This is a genomic window from Polaribacter sp. (assembly GCF_051251875.1).
GTDB lineage: Bacteria > Bacteroidota > Bacteroidia > Flavobacteriales > Flavobacteriaceae > Polaribacter.
Genome location: NZ_JBPOGL010000034.1, coordinates 14,570 through 35,280 on the forward strand (window position 1 = coordinate 14,570; position 20,711 = coordinate 35,280).

The following is a 20,711-nucleotide window of genomic DNA, read 5'->3' on the forward strand; positions in this document are numbered from 1 at the left end:
AAAAATTAATCTTTTATCTCATACACAAACTCTGTAGTATACCCTTCTACATCTGCACTTTCTGTTTCTGAACCTCTACTTCCACTTCTCTTTACAATACCTTCTAAAGGATTTTTTGGACCTCTAGAACTTAGCGTATTAAAATCAATAGGTGTACTACCTGCAAAAGCTTTTAATATAATTTTTTCATAAGGAGGCCCAAACGTTACCTTACAATCTCTTAAGACAATACTTTTTCCGGGAGCAATTTTCCGCTCGTCATTTGTATACGGACATTTTTTACTAGGTATAAAAGGAACAAATTCTCCTTGTGTGTTTAATTCTATCACAGAAAAATAAACAGGTCTAGCTCCGTTATTTGTTACTTTTAATCGTGCTTCATCTCCTTTTGTATTAAAAACGGGCATCACACCATTATTTTGTACTAATTTTTTATTTTCATCTAATTTAAGTAAATCAATATCTAATTGATACTCATTATTAGACATGTGTAAATTCTTTAAATAACTTCCTTGCGCGTAAGTAAAAATAATAGGGTCTATTTCATAAACTTCCAAATTATTTTTAATAAGCGTATGGTTGGTAGCATCTTTTATACTAAAACTACCATTTTCTTTGGTGATGTATAATTGAGGATTGGCATTTTTAGCAACCAAATCAACAAAAGTTTCATTTTTAAATTTTGTATCAATTGCTTCTTTATCTGTAGCTGTTAAAAGTGAATCTAAGTAAACATTTACTTTTATTTGATCAAAAACATATTCATCTATAAAAACAGAATACTCAGCACTATTTGTACTTTTTAAAGGATTCTCTAAAGTGATGGTTGCCGTTGTGTTCGTAGTTTCCTTTATTTTCCCTCTAGATAGAATGGTTTCTTCTGTTGGTTTTAAGGCAGTAGAAGCAGTTAAGAAAATTTTTGTACCCGGAAAAAGTCTATTGATGTTTCCTCCGTTAATTACAATTTTTCTATCGTTTTCTATTTCTTTTAGAGAAAAGTAAGATTGTTGTTCTACATAATCTCCACTAAAAATTTCATAATCTAAATCTCCTTCAATAGTTGGTGTTTGATTGCTAGAAACAACTGCCATTATCGAAGATATTTTTGCAAAAAGTTGTCTGTAACTAAAACCTTTACCTAATTCATTAAATGCTTTTGAAATGGCATAACTTAAAGATCCATTTCCTTTATATTCATAATTTAATTCGTTTGCAGAAGCTCCTGAAATAAATATAAACGGAGAAGCATTTTCTGATAAAGCTACTTTTTCCATCATATCAGAAGCATTTTCTTTACCATTCTTTTCAGGTTTCCAATCTTTCGGAGCAAAAACAGGTTTTCCTCCTCTAACTTTCCCTCTAGTTGCTGAGCCAGAATGGCAAGAATCAAAAGTAACTACTAGTTGTCCTTTTTTTCCTAACTTATTTCTAAACTCATTAAAAATTACATTTAGCTCATCATCTCTAAGGTGATTTTCGCCTTCATATTTGCCTTCTGTAAAATAAGCGTCTGCATCATACGGCACAATGGCTTCATCCATGTCATCTATTTCATCACCATTTTGATCTGCTATTTGTTGCCCATGACTAGACACATGAATCATTAAAATATCTCCTTCCTGTAAATTGCTTTTTATTTTAGATAATAATTTTAGAATGCCTTTTTTAGTAGCTTTTTTATCTTGAATTAAATAAATATTATCATTTAAAAAACCTTGATTTAATAAAGTGTTTTTTATTAATGGAACATCATTTTCTGAACTAATACTGGTCCAATCTCCCTTTTTAGGATAATCTCCAATAGCAATAATTACAGCTATTTTAGCGGCATGTGAATAGTTGATTATAAGCGAAAAAAGTAGGGTGAAAATAATATTTTTCATGTTGTTTTTTTTCAAATTTAAAGAAATAATAATTGGTAACCAATTATATAGAAAAAATACTCATTAGTAGGTAGCTAATTTCTATGTATAAAAGATTGCCAATTATATTTTACTTCTTAAAAACCAAACAACAATTCAAAATTGATTATTCTTCTTTCTGTTGTTTTTTTAAATCGCCATTATGATCTAAAATAATTTCTTCATCTCTGTACTTACAACAAGGATGTACAGAATTGTATGCTTCGTTAGTTGCCACAACTTTTTGATTATCCCCATCAAAAACATCATGACCAACGGCTAAAATATTTTGTTGCACAGTAGGTACATCCGTTTTACGCTCATCTAAAATTAAATTTAATTGATGTGTTTCTACACTCCAAATTGCAAATTTTACGCCCTTTGTTTTTAAAGCTGCTGTTTCTATTCTTTTTTTACACATACCGCAAATACCATCTACTTGCATAGTAATTTTTGCGTTTTTTTTCTTTTTTACCTCCTGTGATTGAACAGAAAACCCTATCAAAAACAAACTGAATACTAAAATTATTTTTTTCATTTTTATTGATTTTAATTTCTGTCAGTTCAAGTGTTTTCTTTGACTGATAAGGAAAAGTAAATGTAATAAAGAACATTAAAAAAAACTGCTCGATACTATTTTTCTTTATTCTTCAGAAAAATCACTCGAAGTGACAAATTGTTATTACTTCTTTATTAACTATTTAATTTTATATCTTAAACCTACATACATTGCTCTTCCAAAAATTGGTGAATACACAATGGTTGAATCAAAATAATCTCCAAAAGGATCATCACTTGCCAAAATAGGATTTTCTTGTTGAACATTGGTCAAATTTTCTACACCGGCATACATTTCAAACTTGTTAGAAAATACCTTTGTAATTTGCGCATTTAACAATTGAAAAGCATCTGAATGTGATGCTAATTGATATTGCAAAGGATTTGAGACTGTATTTGGCAAACGTTGTTTTCCTATATTGTTAAATGTAACGTCAAATTTCCATTGTGCGCCGGTTTCTTTAGCCGGAGTTTCATAAGAAAGGTTTGCAAAAAATCTATTTTTAGGCTGCATTGGTTTTTGCAAATTACCAGACGTATAATCTGTAGAAATATCGAAATATTTATATGCGGTTCTAAAATTAAAATATGGCGCAATGTTGTAATTTACTTCCACCTGAAAACTGTTGGCAATACTTTTTCCATCTAAATTATAAAATGATATTTCTTGTGGATTTTCCCAATCTACCACTACTTGGTTGGTGAAATCTGTTTGATAAAAATCAAAAGTAATATCTCCATTTTTATTGAATATATTAAACTTTTGCATGTAAGAAACACCATAATTCCAAGCAACTTCCGGATTTAATCCATAGATATTACCACCAACATTATCAATATTTATCTGTCTAGAACTTGCAAAAAATTGTTGATTTTCCGCAAATATATTTGCACTTCTTTTTCCTCTTCCGGCAGAAACTCTAAAAACACTATTTTCCCAAGGCACATATCTTGCATGAATTCTTGGCGTAACAAAAGTTCCTAATAAATTATGTGTATCTATACGCAAACCTGCGGTTAAACTAAAATCGTTTAAATTATCAAAAGCGTATTCAAAAAAGGCACCTGCAGAAGTTTCTTTTCTGCCATAATCTGTAATATTTACCAATTCTTTATAATTATCATGCGTAAAACCAATACCTGTTTTAAACTTGTTTCTAGTGTCTCCAATAATTGAGTTAAAAATAATATTAGAAAAGATACTTTCATGTGCTATTTCATAAGTTCTTTGTCCAAAATAAGAATCTTGTTGATGATTGCTATACGCAAACTGAAAACCTACACTTTGAAAAGGCAACTCTGGAAAAACATAGCCTAATTTTGCAGAAGTTTCAAAACGTTTTGTATCTATTTCACTTCCCCAAGCATTTACTGTCCCTTTATCTAATTTAGGATTAAAATTGAGCTCGCCAGTTTGTTTTTCATCATTTAAAAAACGAACATTTATAAAACTTACCCAGCCTTTTTCTGCATCAATAAACTGCCATCTATTCATAACATTTATTTGATTAGCCAAAGGACTGTCTAGAAAATTATCGTTGTTTTTATCAAACTTTTCTCCTCTATAATTTCCATGAATATAAACACCTGTAGCCCATTTATCAGATACTTTTTGATTAAAATGTGTATTCAATTCTAGTCTGCCATTTAAAGAAGAATACGCATTTAAAAAGAATTTATTATCAGAAAACGGTTTTACCAATTCTGCATTTATTTGTCCAGAAATACTCTCATAACCATTTACTACAGAACCTGCTCCTTTTGTAATTTGAATACTTTCTACCCAAGTACCAGGCGTAAATGTCATTCCAAAAACCTGACTAGCACCTCTTACCGAAGGAATATTTTCTTGTGTAATTAACAAATACGGACTAGTTAAACCTAACATTTGTATTTGTTTTGTACCTGTTAAAGCATCAGAAAAACTAACATCAATAGAAGGGTTTGTTTCAAAACTTTCTGCCAAATTACAGCAAGCTGCTTTTAATAATTCTTCAGAATTAACCGTAAACATATTGGTAGTAGCTAAGAAAGACTTGTATGTAGTTTTCTTTTGAGTTTTAACAACTACTTCATCTAAACTGCCTTCTGGTGTTATAAAATGATGTATAGGTTTAAGGCTTGTGATGGTTAAAGTATCTGTTTTATACCCTAAATAATGAATCACTAATTTTTTATACGCTGGTTTATAATCTATGGTAAACCAACCTTTTTTATTTGTAATTGCACTTACATTTGTGTTTAACCAATGTACGGTTACATCGGCAACACCTAAATTATCTTTTGGATTATTTTTATCCATAATCATCCCTTTAAAGGTAGTTTGAGAAAAGAGTATGATAGGAATAAATAGTAGAAAACTACTTATTATATATTTTTTCATTGTATGTTTTAATTTGAATTATTAACGCTACTTTTTATCGCATTTTGAGCGATATCTAGAGATTAAAAATCAAAATCAAATTAAAAATGTTTGGTATAAAACCCGATAATCTGAAGAAACTTCAGGTGGAGAAAAATCTGGATAAAAATAAATATCAGATTCTTTAATGATACATAAATCTGTGTAAGCAATTACAAAAGCAGTTAAAAATTGCTTTTTAGCAAAAGTAATTTTTTCGATTTTATTTGTTTGTAATTTATCTTGACCTTCTACTTTATGTATTTCATCTTTACAGCAATTTTTCTTGGTAGCAATTTTTTGCATTTCCATTCCACAATCATCTGCATCACCAACAAAAGAAACATCCATTAAAAAATCTCCGCAATAGTGCTTTTCTACCGTAAAAGAAAAGGTAGAGAATAACACCAAAAGTGCTAATAAAATAGATGCTATTTTAGAAAAAACTTGTTTCATTGCTTTTGCAAATTTACAATAAGTAAATTTAATTTTTTGTTAAAGTTCCTTACAAGTAATTATGAATAATAATATTATTAAAATAAAACGATAAAAAGAAGCGTATTTTAAACTACATCACACAAAAATCTATAGTATTTTTATGCATTTCGAAAAGATTTTTAATTTATTTTAGCCAATGATATAATGCCAAACCAGATACAATGAATTTAGAAAATTTACAAGAAAAAATTGATACCATAATCATCAGTAATGCCTCAACCGAAAACAAACTACAAACCATTTGTGATTTTTTAGAAAGTGAAATTAGTTATTATGACTGGGTAGGTTTCTATTTTAAAAATGGAGATAAAAACGAATTAAAATTAGCCCAATATACAGGTGAAGAAACAGAACATACCATTATACCTTTTGGCAAAGGTATTTGCGGACAAGTTGCTGTAAGTAATGAAAACTTTATTGTGCAAGATGTTTCGGAACAAGACAATTATATTTCTTGTGGATGGAAAGTAAAATCAGAAATTGTAATTCCAATTTTTGTAAACGGAGAAAACATTGGTCAAATAGATATTGACTCTCATACCGCGAATACATTTTCCGAAAAAGACACCGCCCTTTTAGAATATGTTTGCAGAAAACTATCAAGAATATTGTAAGTTTACTGATTTATATTTAACGTTTTTATACTTTTTATAAAAATAACATAATTACTACTAGAAAAACTCCTGAATTTTGCAAAAATTTCATTAAAAATTTGTTGTTAATTACTTGTGCGTTTTGTTACTATCTTTTATTGTCTTAGAAGATTGCTTTTCCTAAATTTGCACGCTTAACAAGACAACACTAAATGAGCACTTCAAAAAAAATTAAATCCGCATTAATTTCGGTATTCCACAAAGATGGTCTAGAACCAGTTGTAAAAAAATTAAATGAACTTAATGTAACAATCTACTCTACAGGTGGTACAGAAAAGTTTATAAAAGATTTAGGAATCAATGTTATTCCGGTAGACGAAGTTACTTCTTACCCTTCTATTCTTGGTGGTAGAGTTAAAACATTGCATCCAAAAGTTTTTGGAGGAATTCTTAACAGACAAGATAACGAAAGTGATGTTGCAGAATTGGCAGAATATAATATTCCACAAATAGATTTAGTAATTGTAGATTTATATCCGTTTGAAAAAACAGTGGCTTCTGGTGCTGCAGAACAAGATATTGTAGAAAAAATTGATATTGGAGGAATCTCTTTAATTAGAGCTGCTGCAAAGAATTTTAAAGACACAGTTATTCTTTCTTCTATGGACCAGTACGAAGGTTTCTTAAACACTCTTTCTGAAGGAAATGGAGAAACTACAATTTCTGAAAGAAAAAAATTAGCTGCAAAAGCATTTAATATTTCTTCTCATTATGATACTGCTATTTTTAACTACTTTAATGAAGATGAAATAGTTTACAAAGCTAGCGAACAAAATGCAAACGTTTTACGTTATGGAGAAAATCCTCATCAAAAAGGATATTTCTTTGGAGACTTAGAAGCTATGTTTGATAAACTTCATGGTAAAGAATTAAGCTACAACAATTTATTAGACGTAGATGCTGCTGTTAATTTAATTCAAGAATTTAAAGGAGAAGCACCTACTTTTGCTATTTTAAAACACAACAATGCTTGTGGTTTTGCACAAAGAGAAACCATTAAACAAGCCTATGTAGATGCGTTAGCCGGAGACCCTGTTTCTGCTTTTGGTGGTGTTTTAATTGCAAACACAGAAATAGACAAAGAAACTGCTGAAAAAATTCACACCTTATTTTGCGAGGTTGTTATTGCTCCTTCTTTTTCTGATGAAGCTTTAACCATTTTAAAAGGAAAGAAAAACAGAATTATTTTAATTCAAAAAGACGTTGCTTTACCTACTACAACTGTAAGAACTTGTTTAAATGGTTCTTTAGTACAAGATAAAGATAGTATTACAGATCAATTATCAGATTTAAAATACGTTACCAACAATAAACCAACTCAAAATGAGTTAGATGATTTGTTATTTGCGTCTAAATTGTGTAAAAACACAAAATCTAACACTATTATACTTGTAAAAAACAAGCAATTATTAGCAGGAGGAACAGGACAAACAAGTAGAGTTGATGCGTTAAACCAAGCAATAGAAAAAGCAAATTCTTTTAAATTTGATTTAAACGGAAGTGTAATGGCTAGTGATGCATTTTTTCCTTTTCCAGATTGTGTAGAAATTGCAGACAATGCAGGCATAAAAAGTGTAATTCAACCTGGAGGTTCTATCAAAGATCAGTTAAGTATAGACTATTGTAACAACAACAATATATCTATGGTAATGACAGGAACAAGACATTTTAAACATTAATAAGTAATATGTAATTTACACTCAGAAATTTAGTAAGTTTGTAAGAATACACAGAAACAAAAACAACAAAGATATTTTATGGGTTTTTTCGATTTTATGACGGAAGATATTGCTATCGATTTAGGGACGGCAAATACTTTAATAATTCACAATGGTAAAGTGGTTATTGATAGCCCATCTATTGTTGCAAGAAATAGGATTACCGGAAAAATCATTGCAATTGGTCAAGAAGCCAATTTAATGCAAGGAAAAACCCATGAAAACATCAAAACAATTCGTCCTCTTAAAGATGGTGTAATTGCAGATTTTCAAGCTTCCGAAGAAATGATTAAGGAGTTTGTAAAGCAAATTCCATCTATTAAAAAGAGACTTTTTCCGCCAGCTTTAAGAATGGTAATCTGTATTCCATCCGGAATTACAGAAGTAGAAAAACGTGCTGTACGAGATTCTGCAAAACACATGAACGCTAAAGAAATATATCTTATATATGAGCCAATGGCAGCAGCAATAGGTGTTGGTATAGATATTATGGCGCCAAAAGGAAATATGATTATTGATATTGGTGGTGGTACAACAGAAATAGCAGTAATTGCTTTGGGAGGTATTGTCTGTGATCAATCTGTAAAAGTTGCAGGAGATTTATTTACCAATGATATTATGTATTACATGCGTACACAACATAATTTACATGTTGGAGAAACTACCGCAGAAAAAATTAAAATCCAAATAGGAGCCGCAACAGAAGATTTAGAAACTCCACCAGAAGAATTATTGGTTCAAGGAAGAGATTTATTAAGCGGCAAACCAAAACAAGTAAAAGTTTCTTATAGAGAAATAGCCAAAGCTTTAGACAAATCTATTTTAAGAATTGAAGATGCTGTCATGGAAACCTTATCTAAAACACCTCCAGAATTAGCTGCAGACATTTACAATACTGGTATTTATTTAGCCGGTGGTGGATCTATGTTAAGAGGCTTAGATAAACGTTTGTCTAGAAAAACAGACTTGCCAGTTTATGTAGCTGAAGATCCGTTACGCGCAGTTGTAAGAGGAACAGGTGTTGCTTTAAAAGAACTAAAAAAATATAAAAACGTATTAATGAAATAACAATCATTAACGTTTCTTAAGTTCTAACAATGCAACAACTTATTTACTTTTTTCAGAAATTTAAGTTTTTTCTGTTTTTTTTAATGTTGCAATTTATTGCAATGGCAATTACATTTAACAATCTTAATTTTCAAAAAAGCAAGTATGTAAATTCTGCTAATTTTATTAGTGGTGGCTTTTATGCCAAAGTTTCTTCTATTACTGAATATGTAAATTTAAAATCTGAAAATAAAATTTTAGCAGAAGAGAATATACGTCTTAAAAATTTATTTGAAAATAATAAGATTGCTACCTCACAACCAGATGATACCATTGTAGATATTGTAAAACATAAACAGGTATATAGGTTTACAAATGCAAAAATTATAAAAAACGACTATACAAAAGCTTTTAATTTTTTGTTGATTAACAAAGGAAGTACTGAAGGAATAGATAAAGAAATGGCGGTAATTAATAGCAAAGGAATTATTGGAATTACCGACAACACCTCTAAAAATTACACCAGAATACAATCAATCTTAAATAGAAATAGCAAAATTAATGCTCGCATAAAAAATAAAAACTTTTATTTTGGAACCTTATCTTGGAATGAAAAAGACTATAATATTGTTCAGCTAAAAGACATACCAAGACAAGCTCCTTTAAAAATTGGCGACACCATAGAAACTGGTGGTAAGTCTACTATTTTTCCTGAAGGAATCCCCATAGGAACTATCATAAAAATAGACAACGTAAATACTGCAGACAATAAAATTGAAGTAAAATTATTTAATGACATGAGCAACCTTGGCTACGTACAAGTTATTAAAAATTTACACAAGCAAGAAATTCAATCTTTAGATATTATAGAAGATGAATAAAACAATAAAACTTGCACTTTTATTTCTATTCTTGTTATTCTTACAAGTTCTTGTCTTAAATAATATTAATTTTTTAGGGTATGTAAATCCTTATTTATACATCTCTTTTGTGTTTTTTTATCCCTTAAAGGAAAATAGATTTACATTCTTATTTTTGTGTTTTTTACTAGGTATTTCTGTTGATTTTTTTTCAGATTCTGGCGGAATTCACGCTTCAGCATTACTCTGTATTGGTTATCTAAGACTGTTTTTTATAAATGTATTTTTCAGGAAAGACACTGCAGATTTCTCCTTTTTTAAACTAGAATCAGAAGCCTTTGGTAAAGTTTTTAATTATGTGGTAACTTTAACAGTTATTCATCATTTCGTCTTATTTTCTTTTGCTAACTTTAGCCTTCAGAATGGTACGCACGTAATTTTAAATACCTTATTTTCTAGTATTTTTACGCTCCTACTCTTCTTTCTAGGAACCTATATTTTTATCAAAGAATCATAATGCAAAGAAGTTTTTTACTTTACTTTCTTATCACACTTGTTGGCCTTCTCTTTATTGGAAGACTTTTTCAACTACAAATAATAAAAGGTGGTACGTATAACCCTATAAGAAACGCTGCTGTAAAAACAGTATTCGATTACCCAGAACGCGGCTATGTTTACGATAGAAACGGTGTGCTTTTGGTAGCAAATCAATTGTCTTATGATGTAATGATTCAGCCAAACCAAGTTAAAGAATTAGACACTTTAGAATTTTGTAATTTATTAAAAATTGATAAAGAAGAGTTTTTAAAAAGATATAATAAGGCAGAACATTATGCTTCTTATTTACCTTCCGTTTTTTTAAAACAATTGGCAAAAGAAGATTTTGCGTTTTTACAAGAGAAACTACACAAGTACAAAGGTTTTGATATTCAAAAAAGAATAATAAGAAAATATCCTATAAAATCTGCCGCAAATGTGTTGGGTTATATTAGTGAAGTTGATGAACGAAAAGCAAAAAATAGCGATGAATATGAGCAAGGAGAACTTATTGGTAAAGCTGGTGTAGAAAAAGAATATGAAGAAGTTCTAAGAGGAAAAAAAGGGAAAAAATATCTTCAGAGAAATCGTTTTAACAAAGTTACTGGCTCCTACAAAAACAAAGAGTTTGATACCTTGCCAGAAAACGGAAAAGACATTACCTTAACTTTAGATATTGTTTTACAAGAATATGCAGAAAAATTAATGACAGGAAAACGAGGCGGTATTGTTGCCATAGAACCAGCAACAGGAGAAATTTTAGCCTTAGTAACTGCTCCTTCTTATGACCCTAATTTATTGGTAGGCAGACAACGTTCTAAAAACTCTATACTACTATTTAATGATACTATAGAAAAACCCGCATATGATAGAGCTTTATTAGCTGCATATGCACCCGGATCTCCTTTTAAAATGATGAATGCATTAATTGGCTTACAAGAAAAAGTAATAGACGAAGAAACTTCTTTTCTCTGCTATCACGGATATAGATACGGCCGAAGTGCAAACGAGTTTATGGGATGCCATTGTGGTATTGTAGGAAGACCTATTCATTTAAAAACGGCCATTTCAAAGTCTTGTAATAGTTATTTTTCTAATACCTATAAGAGAATTGTTGAAATGAATAATAATCCAAAAGAAGGCGTAGATAATTGGAACAAACACGTAAGTAGTTTTGGTTTGGGAAATTATTTAGGGTACGATTTACCTGCCGGTCAAAAGGGATTTATTCCTACAGGAAAATATTATGCTGATCATTATAAATATACTTGGAACGGATCTACCATTATCTCTAATGCCATTGGACAAGGAGAAGTAATTACCACACCTATTCAATTGGCCAATTTTACAGCAGCAATTGCTAATAAAGGCTCTTTTTTTACTCCACATATTGTAAAAGAAATAAATAGCCAGAAAATTACAAACCCAGCTTTTACAATCCCAAAAAAAACCACGATTGATACTAAATATTTTACACCTGTTATAGAAGCTATGCGCGAAGTTTTTATTTCAGGAACAGGTAGGTTGAGTCAAGTAAAAGGTATTGATATCTGCGGAAAAACAGGTACAGCAGAAAACTTTATACGTGTAAACGGATTTAAAGAACAATTGGCAGATCATTCCATTTTAGTTGCCTTTGCCCCTAAAGATAATCCAAAAATTGCCTTGGCTATTTTTGTAGAAAATGGTGGTTATGGATCTACAATTGCAGCACCCATAACCAGCTTATTAATAGAAAAATATCTACATAAAAGTATTTCTAAAGCAAATAAATATAGAGAAGAAAGAATGCTTACTTTAAGTTTGCAAGAAATTTATAACAAACAAATTCCAAAATCGATAGAAATTGCGTCAGGAACGAAATAATATTTTTGCAAATATAGATTGGATTTTAGTTTTCCTATTTATTATTTTGGTAAGCTTTGGTTGGGTTAATATTTATGCTGCCTCTAAAACAGCAGAAAATAATCATATTCTTGATTTTAGCACCAAATATGGCAAACAGATTATTTGGATTTGTTTAAGCGTACCTTTAATAATCATAATTCTATTTTTAAACTCTAAATTTTACGAGCGTTTTGCCAGTATTTTTTACTTAGTATCTATATTTTCTTTAATACTATTATTTCCTTTAGGAAAAGAAATTAACGGTGCAAAATCTTGGTTTGGTTTTGGCGGAATGAGCTTACAACCTTCGGAATTTGTGAAAGCTTTTACAGCCCTAGCAGTTGCCAAATTATTAAGTGACAGGCAGTACAACTTAAAGCTCGTAAAAAATCAAATAAAAGCATTTATCATTATATTTTTACCGGCAGTTTTAATTACTCTACAACCAGATGCTGGCTCCGCTTTAATTTATTTGGCTTTCTTTTTTGTGTTAAATAGAGAAGGCTTAACACTTAATTACATTTTAATAGGCTCAGCTGCTATTATATTGTTTATAGCAACTATTTTCTTTGGTTCATCTTGGGTTATTTTCTCATTAATACTTCTTATTTCTGTTTTTGTTGGCTATGCAATTTATAAAGGAGGTAAACGTTTTATTCGTTTTAATTGGCATAAAATAGTAGCAATATACCTTATTTCTAGTCTGTATATTCTAGGAACAGGGTTGGTGTATAACAACATTTTTAAACAACATCATAGAGACCGATTTGAAGTTTTACTTGGTCTTAAAATTGATAATAAAAACATAGGGTACAACTCTTATCAATCTGAATTAACAATTAGCTCTGGTGGTTTAACGGGTAAAGGTTTTTTACAAGGAGATATTACAAAAGGAAATTTTGTACCAGAACAACATACAGATTATATTTTTAGTACCGTTGGCGAAGAATGGGGATTTTTAGGAACCAGTTCAGTAATTATCCTATTTATGTTCATGCTTTACAGAATTATTTATTTGTCAGAAACACATACCAATAAATTTGGCCGAATTTATGGATATAGCCTAGCTTCTATTCTGTTTTTTCATGTTATTGTGAATATTGGTATGGTTATAGGTTTATTACCCACAGTAGGCATTCCGCTACCGTTTTTTAGTTATGGAGGCTCGTCTCTTTGGGGATTTACAATTCTACTATTTATTTTTATTAGATTAGACGCTCATAAAAACTATGATTGGTAAAACTGTGTTCAATACAAAAAGTTGAGGACTTGATCCAATACTATATTCCCAAACAGTATAGAACAAAAAAAACTCTGAATGAAAATTCAGAGTTTTAAATAAGTTAAAAAATTAAAATCTTACAATGCAGCAACGTGCTTTGTTAATTTTGATTTTAAATTTGCAGCTTTATTTTTATGTATAATATTTTTCTTAGCCAATTTATCTAACATAGAAATTACTTTACTTAAACTTCCTTCTGCTTCTGTTTTATCTTCAATTAAACGTAAATTTCTTAAAGCATTACGCGTAGTCTTATGCTGATATTTATTACGAAGCCTCTTTGCTTCGTTACTTCTGATTCTTTTTAAAGCTGACTTATGATTTGCCATAATTCTTAATTTATTAGTTTTTTTATTAAAACTTGTAGTCCGTACGGGAATCGAACCCGTGTTACATGGATGAAAACCATGCGTCCTAACCCCTAGACGAACGGACCATTACAATCAATCCTTATTTATTATTCCTGATTGCGGGTGCAAATATACAACGTTTTTTGACTTCTACAAGTAATTTTCAAAAAAAAGCACTTTTTTTTTCAAAAATTAATATGCCTTTGCAAAAAGTACTTTTTTAGTAGAAGGTTTACCTGTTAAAACACAGACTCCTACCTCTTCTTTTGCATCATTAGGTATACATCTAATAGTTGCCTTGGTTAATTCTTTTATTTTGTCTTCCGTTTCTTCTGTGCCATCCCAGTGCGCAGAAACAAAACCACCTTTGTTTTCAATTACATCTTTAAATTCATCAAAAGTTGTTACTTCTGTTGTGTGTGCTGTTCGGTAATCAATGGCTTTCTTAAATAAATTATTCTGAATTTCTTCTAAAAGATTTTCTATAAAAGAAACAGCAACATCTTGTGCTATTGTTTGTTTTTCTAAAGTATCTCTTCTTGCAACTTCTAAAGTACCGTTTGCTAAATCTCTATTTCCGATAGCAATTCTTACAGGAACACCTTTTAATTCATATTCTGCAAATTTTGCTCCTGGTCTAAAAGTATCTCTATTATCAAACTTAACAGAAATTCCTTTTTTACGCAACTCTTTTATAAATACATCTATTTTTTCTGAAATAGCTTGTAATTGTTCTTCACCCTTATAAATTGGCACAATAACTACTTGTATTGGCGCCAACTTTGGAGGTAAAACCAAACCTAAATCATCAGAATGCGTCATAATTAAACCACCTATCAAACGTGTAGAAACACCCCAAGAAGTTGCCCAAACATATTCTTGTTTTCCTTCTTTAGACGTATATTTTACGTCAAATGCTTTCGCAAAATTCTGTCCTAAAAAATGAGATGTACCAGCTTGTAAAGCTTTTCCGTCTTGCATTAAAGCTTCAATAGTATAGGTATCTTCTGCACCTGCAAATCGTTCGCTATCAGATTTTACTCCTTTTACCACTGGCATAGCCATAAAACTTTCTGCAAATTCTGCATACACATCTTGCATTTGTCTAGATTCTGCAATAGCTTCTACTTTTGTTTCATGAGCTGTATGACCTTCTTGCCATAAAAACTCTGCGGTTCTTAAAAACAATCGAGTACGCATTTCCCAACGAACAACATTTGCCCATTGATTAATTAGTAAAGGTAAATCTCTATAAGACTGAATCCAACCTTTATAGGTGTTCCAAATAATAGCTTCAGAAGTAGGTCTTACCACCAATTCTTCTTCTAACTTAGCTTCTGGATCTACTCTTAATTTTCCTGGATTATCCGGGTCATTTTGCAATCTGTAATGGGTTACTACAGCACACTCCTTAGCAAAACCTTCTGCATTTTTTTCTTCGGCTTCAAACAAGCTTTTAGGCACAAATAATGGAAAATAAGCATTTTCATGTCCTGTTTCTTTAAACATTCTATCAAGTTCTGCTTGCATATTTTCCCAAATAGCATAACCGTAAGGCTTTATAACCATACAACCTCTTACTGCTGAATTTTCTGCTAAATCGGCTTTTACTACCAATTCATTATACCATTTAGAATAATCTTCCGTTCTTTTAGTCAACTTCTTGCTCATAAATCATAAGTTTGGCACAAATATTGTTATATTTATAGTGAAATTTTTGTTAAAATAAAGTAGCTTATTTACAAAAACGGTACAAAACTACTATATTTTAGAGTTTTTTAGCAAGAATTTATCAATAATTAAGTATTCATCAAAAATATACAACGATATGAAACCACAAAACATACAACTTAGCTTAAAACAAATTTCATTTCTATTACTATCTAGTTTGTTTTTGATTTCTTGCGGAACCTATCAAAATAGCACTTATGATGATGGAATTTATGGTGATGAAACATCAAGAAGAGAAGAAAGTAACATTATTATTGCCGATAGTGATGGGTATAATCAATATAACGAAAATTACTTTACAAACAGGTTACAGGTTTTAGAAAGCTTAGAAAATAACGAGGTTTTTACAGATGTAGATGAGTATGTAGATGATGAAATTATTGATGAATCTCTTAATTATGATGCCAATGAGCCTTGGGGCTATAACGACAATAATGATGTTGTTGTTTATGTTAATTTAAATACTTCTCCTTATTGGAATAACTTTGGTTTTGGCTATGGATATAATAATTGGGGTTACAATAATTACAGAGGTTATATGGGGTATAGCTATTGGAACATGAATCCGTATTGGCACCCTTACCACTACCCATATAACTGGAATATAGGTTTTTACAACCCATTCTATCGTCATTCATATTACAGAAATAGATATTACAATCCTTATAACAGAAATCATTACAACAGAAACAGTACTTACGGAAGAAGAACAGCTTATAATAGTACATACAGAAGAGGAAACTCTTCAAGTGTTGGAAATAGAACCTCTACAAGCAGAAGAAGCGGCACTACAACGTCTCCTAGAAGAAGCTCTACTACAACAAGACGTAGTTCTACAACAAGAAGCACAAGAACTACCACACCAACAAGACGTAGTTCTACAACAAGAAGTACAAGAACCACTACACCAACAAGACGTAGTTCTGGAGTAACAAGAAGTAATAGTAGTAGCACACAAAGAAGTTCTAATTCTTCAACAAGAAGATCTTCATCAAACTCTACCAGAAGAAGTACACCAAGTTCTAGCTCAAGAACTCGAACCTATACACCTTCTACAAGAAGCAGTAGCACTAGTAAAACGTATACTCCCTCTACAAGAAGCAGCAGCACTAGTAGAACATACACACCTTCTACAAGAAGTAGCAGCACTAGCAGAACGTATACACCTTCTTCTAGTAGTAGCTCTAGCAGAAGTAGTAGTTCTTCATCTAGAAGTTCATCTTCCTCTAGTAGACGTTAATTAAAACTAAAAATAGCATTAAAATGAAAAAATATTTTATACTTGCGACTTTCTTCGCAGTTACTTTTACATCCTTTTCTCAATCCTTAGGCTATCAAGACTTAGCACTTGTATTTTCTCAAAACGATGAAAACGGCTCTGCAAGATTCACCGCAATGAGTGGCGCTTTTGGCGCATTAGGAGGCGATATTTCATCCATAAATATAAATCCTGCAGGTCTTGCTGTTTTTACCAATAGTAGTTTTTCTGGTACTTTTAACTCAAGAAACTCAAATATAGTTTCTAATTATTACGGAAATTCTTTGTCTACAAAAGAAAATTATTTCAACATATCTCACGCAGGTGCTGTTTTAGTTTTTGACAGTGCATATAATACAGATTGGGACAAATTTGCTGTGGGTTTTAATTATAGAATAACAAAAGACTTTACAGACAGTTTTATTGCGCAAGGAAATAGCGGGGTTGCCACATTTACAGAATTTCCGCTAGACAATAACTCCCCAGCTATTAACTATAATTTTGCTGATGAACAACAATTTTCAAATACGTATGACGGAGAACTCAGCGAATTTAATATCGCTTTTTCTTCTGTTTACCAAAATAGACTTTATGCAGGTTTAGCTTTAAATTTTTACGACCTAAATTTTAGTCAGCAATCTTTACTTACCGAATTTAATAATGACGGTAATGGCAATGACTTAGATGCTAATTTCTATCAAGAAAACATTACAACGGGTACTGGTTTTTCTGCCAATGCTGGTTTTATTTACAAGGTAAATCAAGGTTTTAGATTTGGTATAGCATATCAAACACCAACCTGGTTTTCAGAAATTATAGAAACTACAAATATTGTAAATAATGATGGTTATTTGGGTGATACAGAAATTGTAGTAAGTAATGATAACCGTACGTACAACAATACTTCAGGTGGTTATTTCCCTATTCAAGATTTTTTATACAAATTAAAAACACCAAGTAAATTAACAGCAAGTGCTGCATTTATTTTTGGCAAACAAGGTTTATTAAGTCTAGATTACGCTAACAAAAACTACAAAAGTATTAAATTATCTAACGCTAACTTTTCTACGGAAAACCAATATTTTCAAGATCAATTAAGAAACACACATTCTTTTAATATAGGTACAGAATGGCGTGTAGATAGATTTAGCATTAGAGGAGGCTATAAATTTGAACAAAGTCCAGATAAATTAGCAATTGCCTCAGATAACTTAAAAGGTTATTCTTTAGGTGGTGGTTATAATTTTGGTAGTTTTAAACTAGACTTAGCTTACAGCGATAATAACAGAACCAGCTTGTATAATTTTTATCCACAACCAGAATTTAATGTAAACCCTACAGATTTAACCTTAGACAATAGAACTATTACAGCTACTATTTCTTTGAATTTGTAAAATTTACAACCCACAATATCTTATAGAATACCTACTAGGTTTTAAAAGACTAGTAGGTATTATTTATTTAAAAGAAACATTGCAGTATATTCGCTATTTGTCTTTTTTGCCGTAATTTTGCAATTCATTTTTAGAATATGAAAAACACACAGATTACCATACAAGAAACTACCAATAAAACCATTATAAAATTTAATAGCAACAACATTTTAATTAATGGTGGCAGCTATGAATACAATAATATAGATGACGCTAAAAACTCACCTTTAGCGCAGCAATTATTTTATTTACCATTTGTAAAGAAGGTTTTTATTGCTTCAAATTTTATTGCCATTCAGCGTTTTGATATTTTAGAATGGATCGATGTACAAGATGAGGTTAAAGAACAACTTGAAACTTATTTAAATGATGATGGCGTTGTTGTAAACGAAAAACCAACCTCTAAAAAAGAAGCTATTGAGGTCTATGCAGAAGTTACACCAAATCCATCAGTAATGAAATTTGGAAGTAATAAATCTTTAACTCAAGTAGATGTAGAATATAAAAATATTGATGAAGCTAGTAAATCGTCTCCTTTAGCATTGGCCCTTTTTAATTTTCCTTTTGTAAAAGAAGTTTTTATTTCTGACAATTATATCTCTGTTACAAAATATGATATGGTTGAGTGGAATGAAGTTTTTACTGAAGTTAGAAGTTTTATTCGTGAATATTTAGTTTCCGGAAAAACAATTATTAAAGAGTTACCGAATCAAGAAAAAACAGTAAAATCTGATAAAACGGCAGAACCTGCAGTTAAATTAGAAGGTATTGCTGCACAAATTGTAGATATTTTAGATGAATATATTAAACCAGCCGTTGCAAGTGATGGAGGAAATATTGCCTTTAAATCTTACGATGAAGAACATAAAATAGTAAGTGTAGTATTACAAGGTGCTTGTAGTGGATGCCCATCTTCTACCGCTACTTTAAAAAACGGAATTGAAAACTTATTAAAAGAAATGTTACCAAATCAAATTAATGAAGTGGTGGCAATTAACGGTTAATTTAGCAATAAGCAATACGCTTTTGGTAACATGCTAAAAGGGTATTGTTTAAAGCTTAGAGCATAAAGCAGATGATAAAACCTTACAAAGATTCAGAACTTGGTAAAAAAGAGCAAGTTGCCAAAATGTTTGATAACATTTCTGAAAATTACGATGGCTTAAACAGAGTTATTTCTTTAGGAATTGATGTTAAATGGCGTAAAAAAGTCATAAAAATTGTGGGTAAAAACAACCCAAAACAACTTTTAGACATTGCCACTGGTACAGGAGATTTGGCATTAATGATGGCTGCTTTAAACCCAGACAGAATTGTAGGTTTAGATATTTCTGAAGGAATGTTAGCAATTGGTAAACAAAAAATTGCCAAAGCAAATTTATCAGACAAAATAGAAATGATTGTTGGCGATTCTGAAGAAATGCCTTTTAAAGACCATACTTTTGATGCCATTACCGTCTCTTTTGGTGTGCGTAATTTTGCCAATTTAGACAAAGGAATTTCAGAAATTGCACGCGTTTTAAAACCTACAGGCGTTTTGGTTATTTTAGAAACATCTAACCCAACCAAATTCCCTTTTAAGCAAGGTTATAAATTATACACCAATATATTTTTACCGCTTATAGGAAAATTGTTTTCTAAAGACAAGGTTGCGTATTCCTATTTATCAGAATCTGCAAATTCTTTTCCTTTTGGAGAAGCTTTCAACAATATTTTGAAAAAAAATGGGTTTAGACATACAGAACATCAACCTGTAACTTTTGGAGTTGCAACAATATACACAGCACGTAAATAATGATTTGTAAAAGATTCTTAATTTTTGGATTTCTACTGCTTAGTTCTGTTGCCTTTTTTGCGCAGTCAGAAAGAATAGAATACTTACCTACTTTTGATAAAAATAGAATTCATTATGGTTTTTATTTAGGGGTAAATGAACTAGATTTTAAGCTAAACTTAAGAGAAAGTAACATTCCTAATGCAGATATTATTGTAGAATCTGCAACTGGTTTTAATGTAGGTTTAATAGCAGATCTTAGGCTGCATAAAAACTTAAACTTACGTTTTGAACCCGGTTTAATGAGTAATTCTAAAAAAATTATTTTTAATCATTTAAAGCAATCTTCCGTTCCGCAAGATAGTATTAGAGAAATAGGATCTACCTACTTACGTGTTCCGTTAGTTCTTAAATTTAGTACAGATAGATACAAAAACATGCGTCCTTATGTGTTAGGAGGCCTTTCTTATAACTACAATTTCTCTAGTAATGAGAAAAATCAAGACGATAATTCTTCTGGAGAGTTTAGAATGAAAACAAGTAATTTTATGTATGAAGTTGGAGTTGGTGTAGATTTTTATTTATATTTCTTTAAATTCTCACCTTCTATTCGTGGTGTTTTTGCCCTAAACAATGAAATTAAATATGATGATGATCCAAATAGTAAATGGACTGCTCCTGTAAATTATATGGGTACTAGAGGCGTTTTTTTAAATCTATCTTTTGAGTAAGATTGTTATATTATCTTCTCAGAATTTTTAAAAACCATTACTAATAAAATTATTTCATCGGCATCTGCATAGTTTATGAATTCTTAAATAAA

Annotated in this window: 18 protein-coding genes and 1 tRNA gene; 12 read left to right on the plus strand and 7 right to left on the minus strand. The window is 30.6% G+C overall.

Annotation, left to right across the window (positions count from 1 at the left end):
• Positions 1-5: 5 nt before the first annotated feature.
• From ACSHW5_RS13760 to ACSHW5_RS13775, 4 genes are all read right to left on the minus strand, one after another.
• Complete coding sequence (locus ACSHW5_RS13760) at positions 6-1,883, minus strand: caspase family protein (RefSeq protein WP_435676722.1); 1,878 nt, start codon at positions 1,881-1,883, stop codon at positions 6-8.
• Between the two features lie 145 nt (positions 1,884-2,028).
• Entirely contained in the window at positions 2,029-2,439 is a 411-nt protein-coding gene (locus ACSHW5_RS13765) for a heavy-metal-associated domain-containing protein (RefSeq protein WP_435676723.1), read from the minus strand.
• Between the two features lie 159 nt (positions 2,440-2,598).
• Positions 2,599-4,842 (minus strand): TonB-dependent receptor, encoded by a 2,244-nt coding sequence (locus ACSHW5_RS13770; RefSeq protein WP_435676724.1) that lies wholly within the window; start codon positions 4,840-4,842, stop codon positions 2,599-2,601.
• A 75-nt stretch (positions 4,843-4,917) separates the two neighbouring features.
• Positions 4,918-5,316, minus strand: a complete 399-nt coding sequence (locus tag ACSHW5_RS13775; protein WP_435676725.1) for an HYC_CC_PP family protein — start codon at positions 5,314-5,316, stop codon at positions 4,918-4,920.
• A gap of 203 nt (positions 5,317-5,519) precedes the next feature.
• Here ACSHW5_RS13775 and ACSHW5_RS13780 point away from each other — a divergent pair, with 203 nt between their 5' ends.
• From ACSHW5_RS13780 to rodA, 7 genes are all read left to right on the plus strand, one after another.
• Positions 5,520-5,972, plus strand: coding sequence for a GAF domain-containing protein (locus ACSHW5_RS13780; RefSeq protein ID WP_435676726.1), 453 nt, complete (start codon positions 5,520-5,522; stop codon positions 5,970-5,972).
• A gap of 191 nt (positions 5,973-6,163) precedes the next feature.
• Entirely contained in the window at positions 6,164-7,690 is a 1,527-nt protein-coding gene (gene purH / locus ACSHW5_RS13785; protein ID WP_435676727.1) for a bifunctional phosphoribosylaminoimidazolecarboxamide formyltransferase/IMP cyclohydrolase, read from the plus strand.
• Between the two features lie 78 nt (positions 7,691-7,768).
• Complete coding sequence (locus ACSHW5_RS13790; RefSeq protein ID WP_435676728.1) at positions 7,769-8,797, plus strand: rod shape-determining protein; 1,029 nt, start codon at positions 7,769-7,771, stop codon at positions 8,795-8,797.
• Positions 8,798-8,826: 29 nt separating this feature from the next.
• The gene (mreC, locus tag ACSHW5_RS13795) at positions 8,827-9,657 is read left to right on the plus strand and encodes a rod shape-determining protein MreC (protein ID WP_435676729.1); all 831 of its coding nucleotides are present in this window, start codon (positions 8,827-8,829) and stop codon (positions 9,655-9,657) included.
• Entirely contained in the window at positions 9,650-10,153 is a 504-nt protein-coding gene (gene mreD / locus ACSHW5_RS13800; RefSeq protein WP_435676730.1) for a rod shape-determining protein MreD, read from the plus strand. Before mreC ends, mreD begins: the two co-directional genes overlap by 8 nt.
• Positions 10,153-12,039, plus strand: coding sequence for a penicillin-binding protein 2 (mrdA, locus tag ACSHW5_RS13805; protein WP_435676731.1), 1,887 nt, complete (start codon positions 10,153-10,155; stop codon positions 12,037-12,039). The genes mreD and mrdA overlap by 1 nt, the downstream gene beginning before the upstream one ends.
• On the plus strand, positions 12,020-13,300 hold the full coding sequence (gene rodA / locus ACSHW5_RS13810) for a rod shape-determining protein RodA (protein WP_435676732.1): 1,281 nt from the start codon (positions 12,020-12,022) through the stop codon (positions 13,298-13,300). Before mrdA ends, rodA begins: the two co-directional genes overlap by 20 nt.
• Before the next feature lie 119 nt (positions 13,301-13,419).
• Here rodA and rpsT read toward each other — a convergent pair whose 3' ends face one another.
• From rpsT to proS, 3 genes are all read right to left on the minus strand, one after another.
• Entirely contained in the window at positions 13,420-13,671 is a 252-nt protein-coding gene (gene rpsT / locus ACSHW5_RS13815) for a 30S ribosomal protein S20 (protein WP_435676733.1), read from the minus strand.
• Between the two features lie 35 nt (positions 13,672-13,706).
• Positions 13,707-13,778: transfer RNA gene (locus ACSHW5_RS13820), tRNA-Glu, on the minus strand.
• Between the two features lie 106 nt (positions 13,779-13,884).
• A complete protein-coding gene (proS, locus tag ACSHW5_RS13825) occupies positions 13,885-15,363 on the minus strand; it encodes a proline--tRNA ligase (protein ID WP_435676734.1) in 1,479 nt (492 codons plus the stop codon).
• A 157-nt stretch (positions 15,364-15,520) separates the two neighbouring features.
• Here proS and ACSHW5_RS13830 point away from each other — a divergent pair, with 157 nt between their 5' ends.
• The 5 genes from ACSHW5_RS13830 to ACSHW5_RS13850 all read left to right on the plus strand — a co-directional run bounded on the left by ACSHW5_RS13830 (position 15,521) and on the right by ACSHW5_RS13850 (position 20,619).
• Positions 15,521-16,663 carry a hypothetical protein gene (locus tag ACSHW5_RS13830; RefSeq protein WP_435676735.1) on the plus strand — a complete coding sequence of 381 codons (1,143 nt, stop codon included), beginning with the start codon at positions 15,521-15,523 and terminating at the stop codon, positions 16,661-16,663.
• Between the two features lie 23 nt (positions 16,664-16,686).
• Complete coding sequence (locus tag ACSHW5_RS13835; RefSeq protein WP_435676736.1) at positions 16,687-18,075, plus strand: OmpP1/FadL family transporter; 1,389 nt, start codon at positions 16,687-16,689, stop codon at positions 18,073-18,075.
• A 137-nt stretch (positions 18,076-18,212) separates the two neighbouring features.
• Positions 18,213-19,118 (plus strand): NifU family protein, encoded by a 906-nt coding sequence (locus ACSHW5_RS13840; protein WP_435676737.1) that lies wholly within the window; start codon positions 18,213-18,215, stop codon positions 19,116-19,118.
• Between the two features lie 71 nt (positions 19,119-19,189).
• On the plus strand, positions 19,190-19,909 hold the full coding sequence (ubiE, locus tag ACSHW5_RS13845) for a bifunctional demethylmenaquinone methyltransferase/2-methoxy-6-polyprenyl-1,4-benzoquinol methylase UbiE (RefSeq protein ID WP_435676738.1): 720 nt from the start codon (positions 19,190-19,192) through the stop codon (positions 19,907-19,909).
• Positions 19,909-20,619: a porin family protein gene (locus tag ACSHW5_RS13850; RefSeq protein WP_435676739.1), complete on the plus strand. Its 711-nt coding sequence runs from the start codon at positions 19,909-19,911 to the stop codon at positions 20,617-20,619. Before ubiE ends, ACSHW5_RS13850 begins: the two co-directional genes overlap by 1 nt.
• Positions 20,620-20,711 lie beyond the last annotated feature (92 nt).

Coding starts and splice junctions, on each gene's coding strand:
- rpsT (WP_435676733.1), bottom strand. CDS start 13,671: ATGGCAAATCATAAGTCAGCTTTAAAAAGAATCAGAAGTAACGAAGCA.
- ACSHW5_RS13830 (WP_435676735.1), top strand. CDS start 15,521: ATGAAACCACAAAACATACAACTTAGCTTAAAACAAATTTCATTTCTA.
- ACSHW5_RS13770 (WP_435676724.1), bottom strand. CDS start 4,842: ATGAAAAAATATATAATAAGTAGTTTTCTACTATTTATTCCTATCATA.
- mreD (WP_435676730.1), top strand. CDS start 9,650: ATGAATAAAACAATAAAACTTGCACTTTTATTTCTATTCTTGTTATTC.
- mreC (WP_435676729.1), top strand. CDS start 8,827: ATGCAACAACTTATTTACTTTTTTCAGAAATTTAAGTTTTTTCTGTTT.
- ACSHW5_RS13775 (WP_435676725.1), bottom strand. CDS start 5,316: ATGAAACAAGTTTTTTCTAAAATAGCATCTATTTTATTAGCACTTTTG.
- ACSHW5_RS13840 (WP_435676737.1), top strand. CDS start 18,213: ATGAAAAACACACAGATTACCATACAAGAAACTACCAATAAAACCATT.
- ACSHW5_RS13760 (WP_435676722.1), bottom strand. CDS start 1,883: ATGAAAAATATTATTTTCACCCTACTTTTTTCGCTTATAATCAACTAT.
- ACSHW5_RS13765 (WP_435676723.1), bottom strand. CDS start 2,439: ATGAAAAAAATAATTTTAGTATTCAGTTTGTTTTTGATAGGGTTTTCT.
- ACSHW5_RS13835 (WP_435676736.1), top strand. CDS start 16,687: ATGAAAAAATATTTTATACTTGCGACTTTCTTCGCAGTTACTTTTACA.
- ACSHW5_RS13850 (WP_435676739.1), top strand. CDS start 19,909: ATGATTTGTAAAAGATTCTTAATTTTTGGATTTCTACTGCTTAGTTCT.
- proS (WP_435676734.1), bottom strand. CDS start 15,363: ATGAGCAAGAAGTTGACTAAAAGAACGGAAGATTATTCTAAATGGTAT.
- ACSHW5_RS13780 (WP_435676726.1), top strand. CDS start 5,520: ATGAATTTAGAAAATTTACAAGAAAAAATTGATACCATAATCATCAGT.
- purH (WP_435676727.1), top strand. CDS start 6,164: ATGAGCACTTCAAAAAAAATTAAATCCGCATTAATTTCGGTATTCCAC.
- ubiE (WP_435676738.1), top strand. CDS start 19,190: ATGATAAAACCTTACAAAGATTCAGAACTTGGTAAAAAAGAGCAAGTT.
- mrdA (WP_435676731.1), top strand. CDS start 10,153: ATGCAAAGAAGTTTTTTACTTTACTTTCTTATCACACTTGTTGGCCTT.
- ACSHW5_RS13790 (WP_435676728.1), top strand. CDS start 7,769: ATGGGTTTTTTCGATTTTATGACGGAAGATATTGCTATCGATTTAGGG.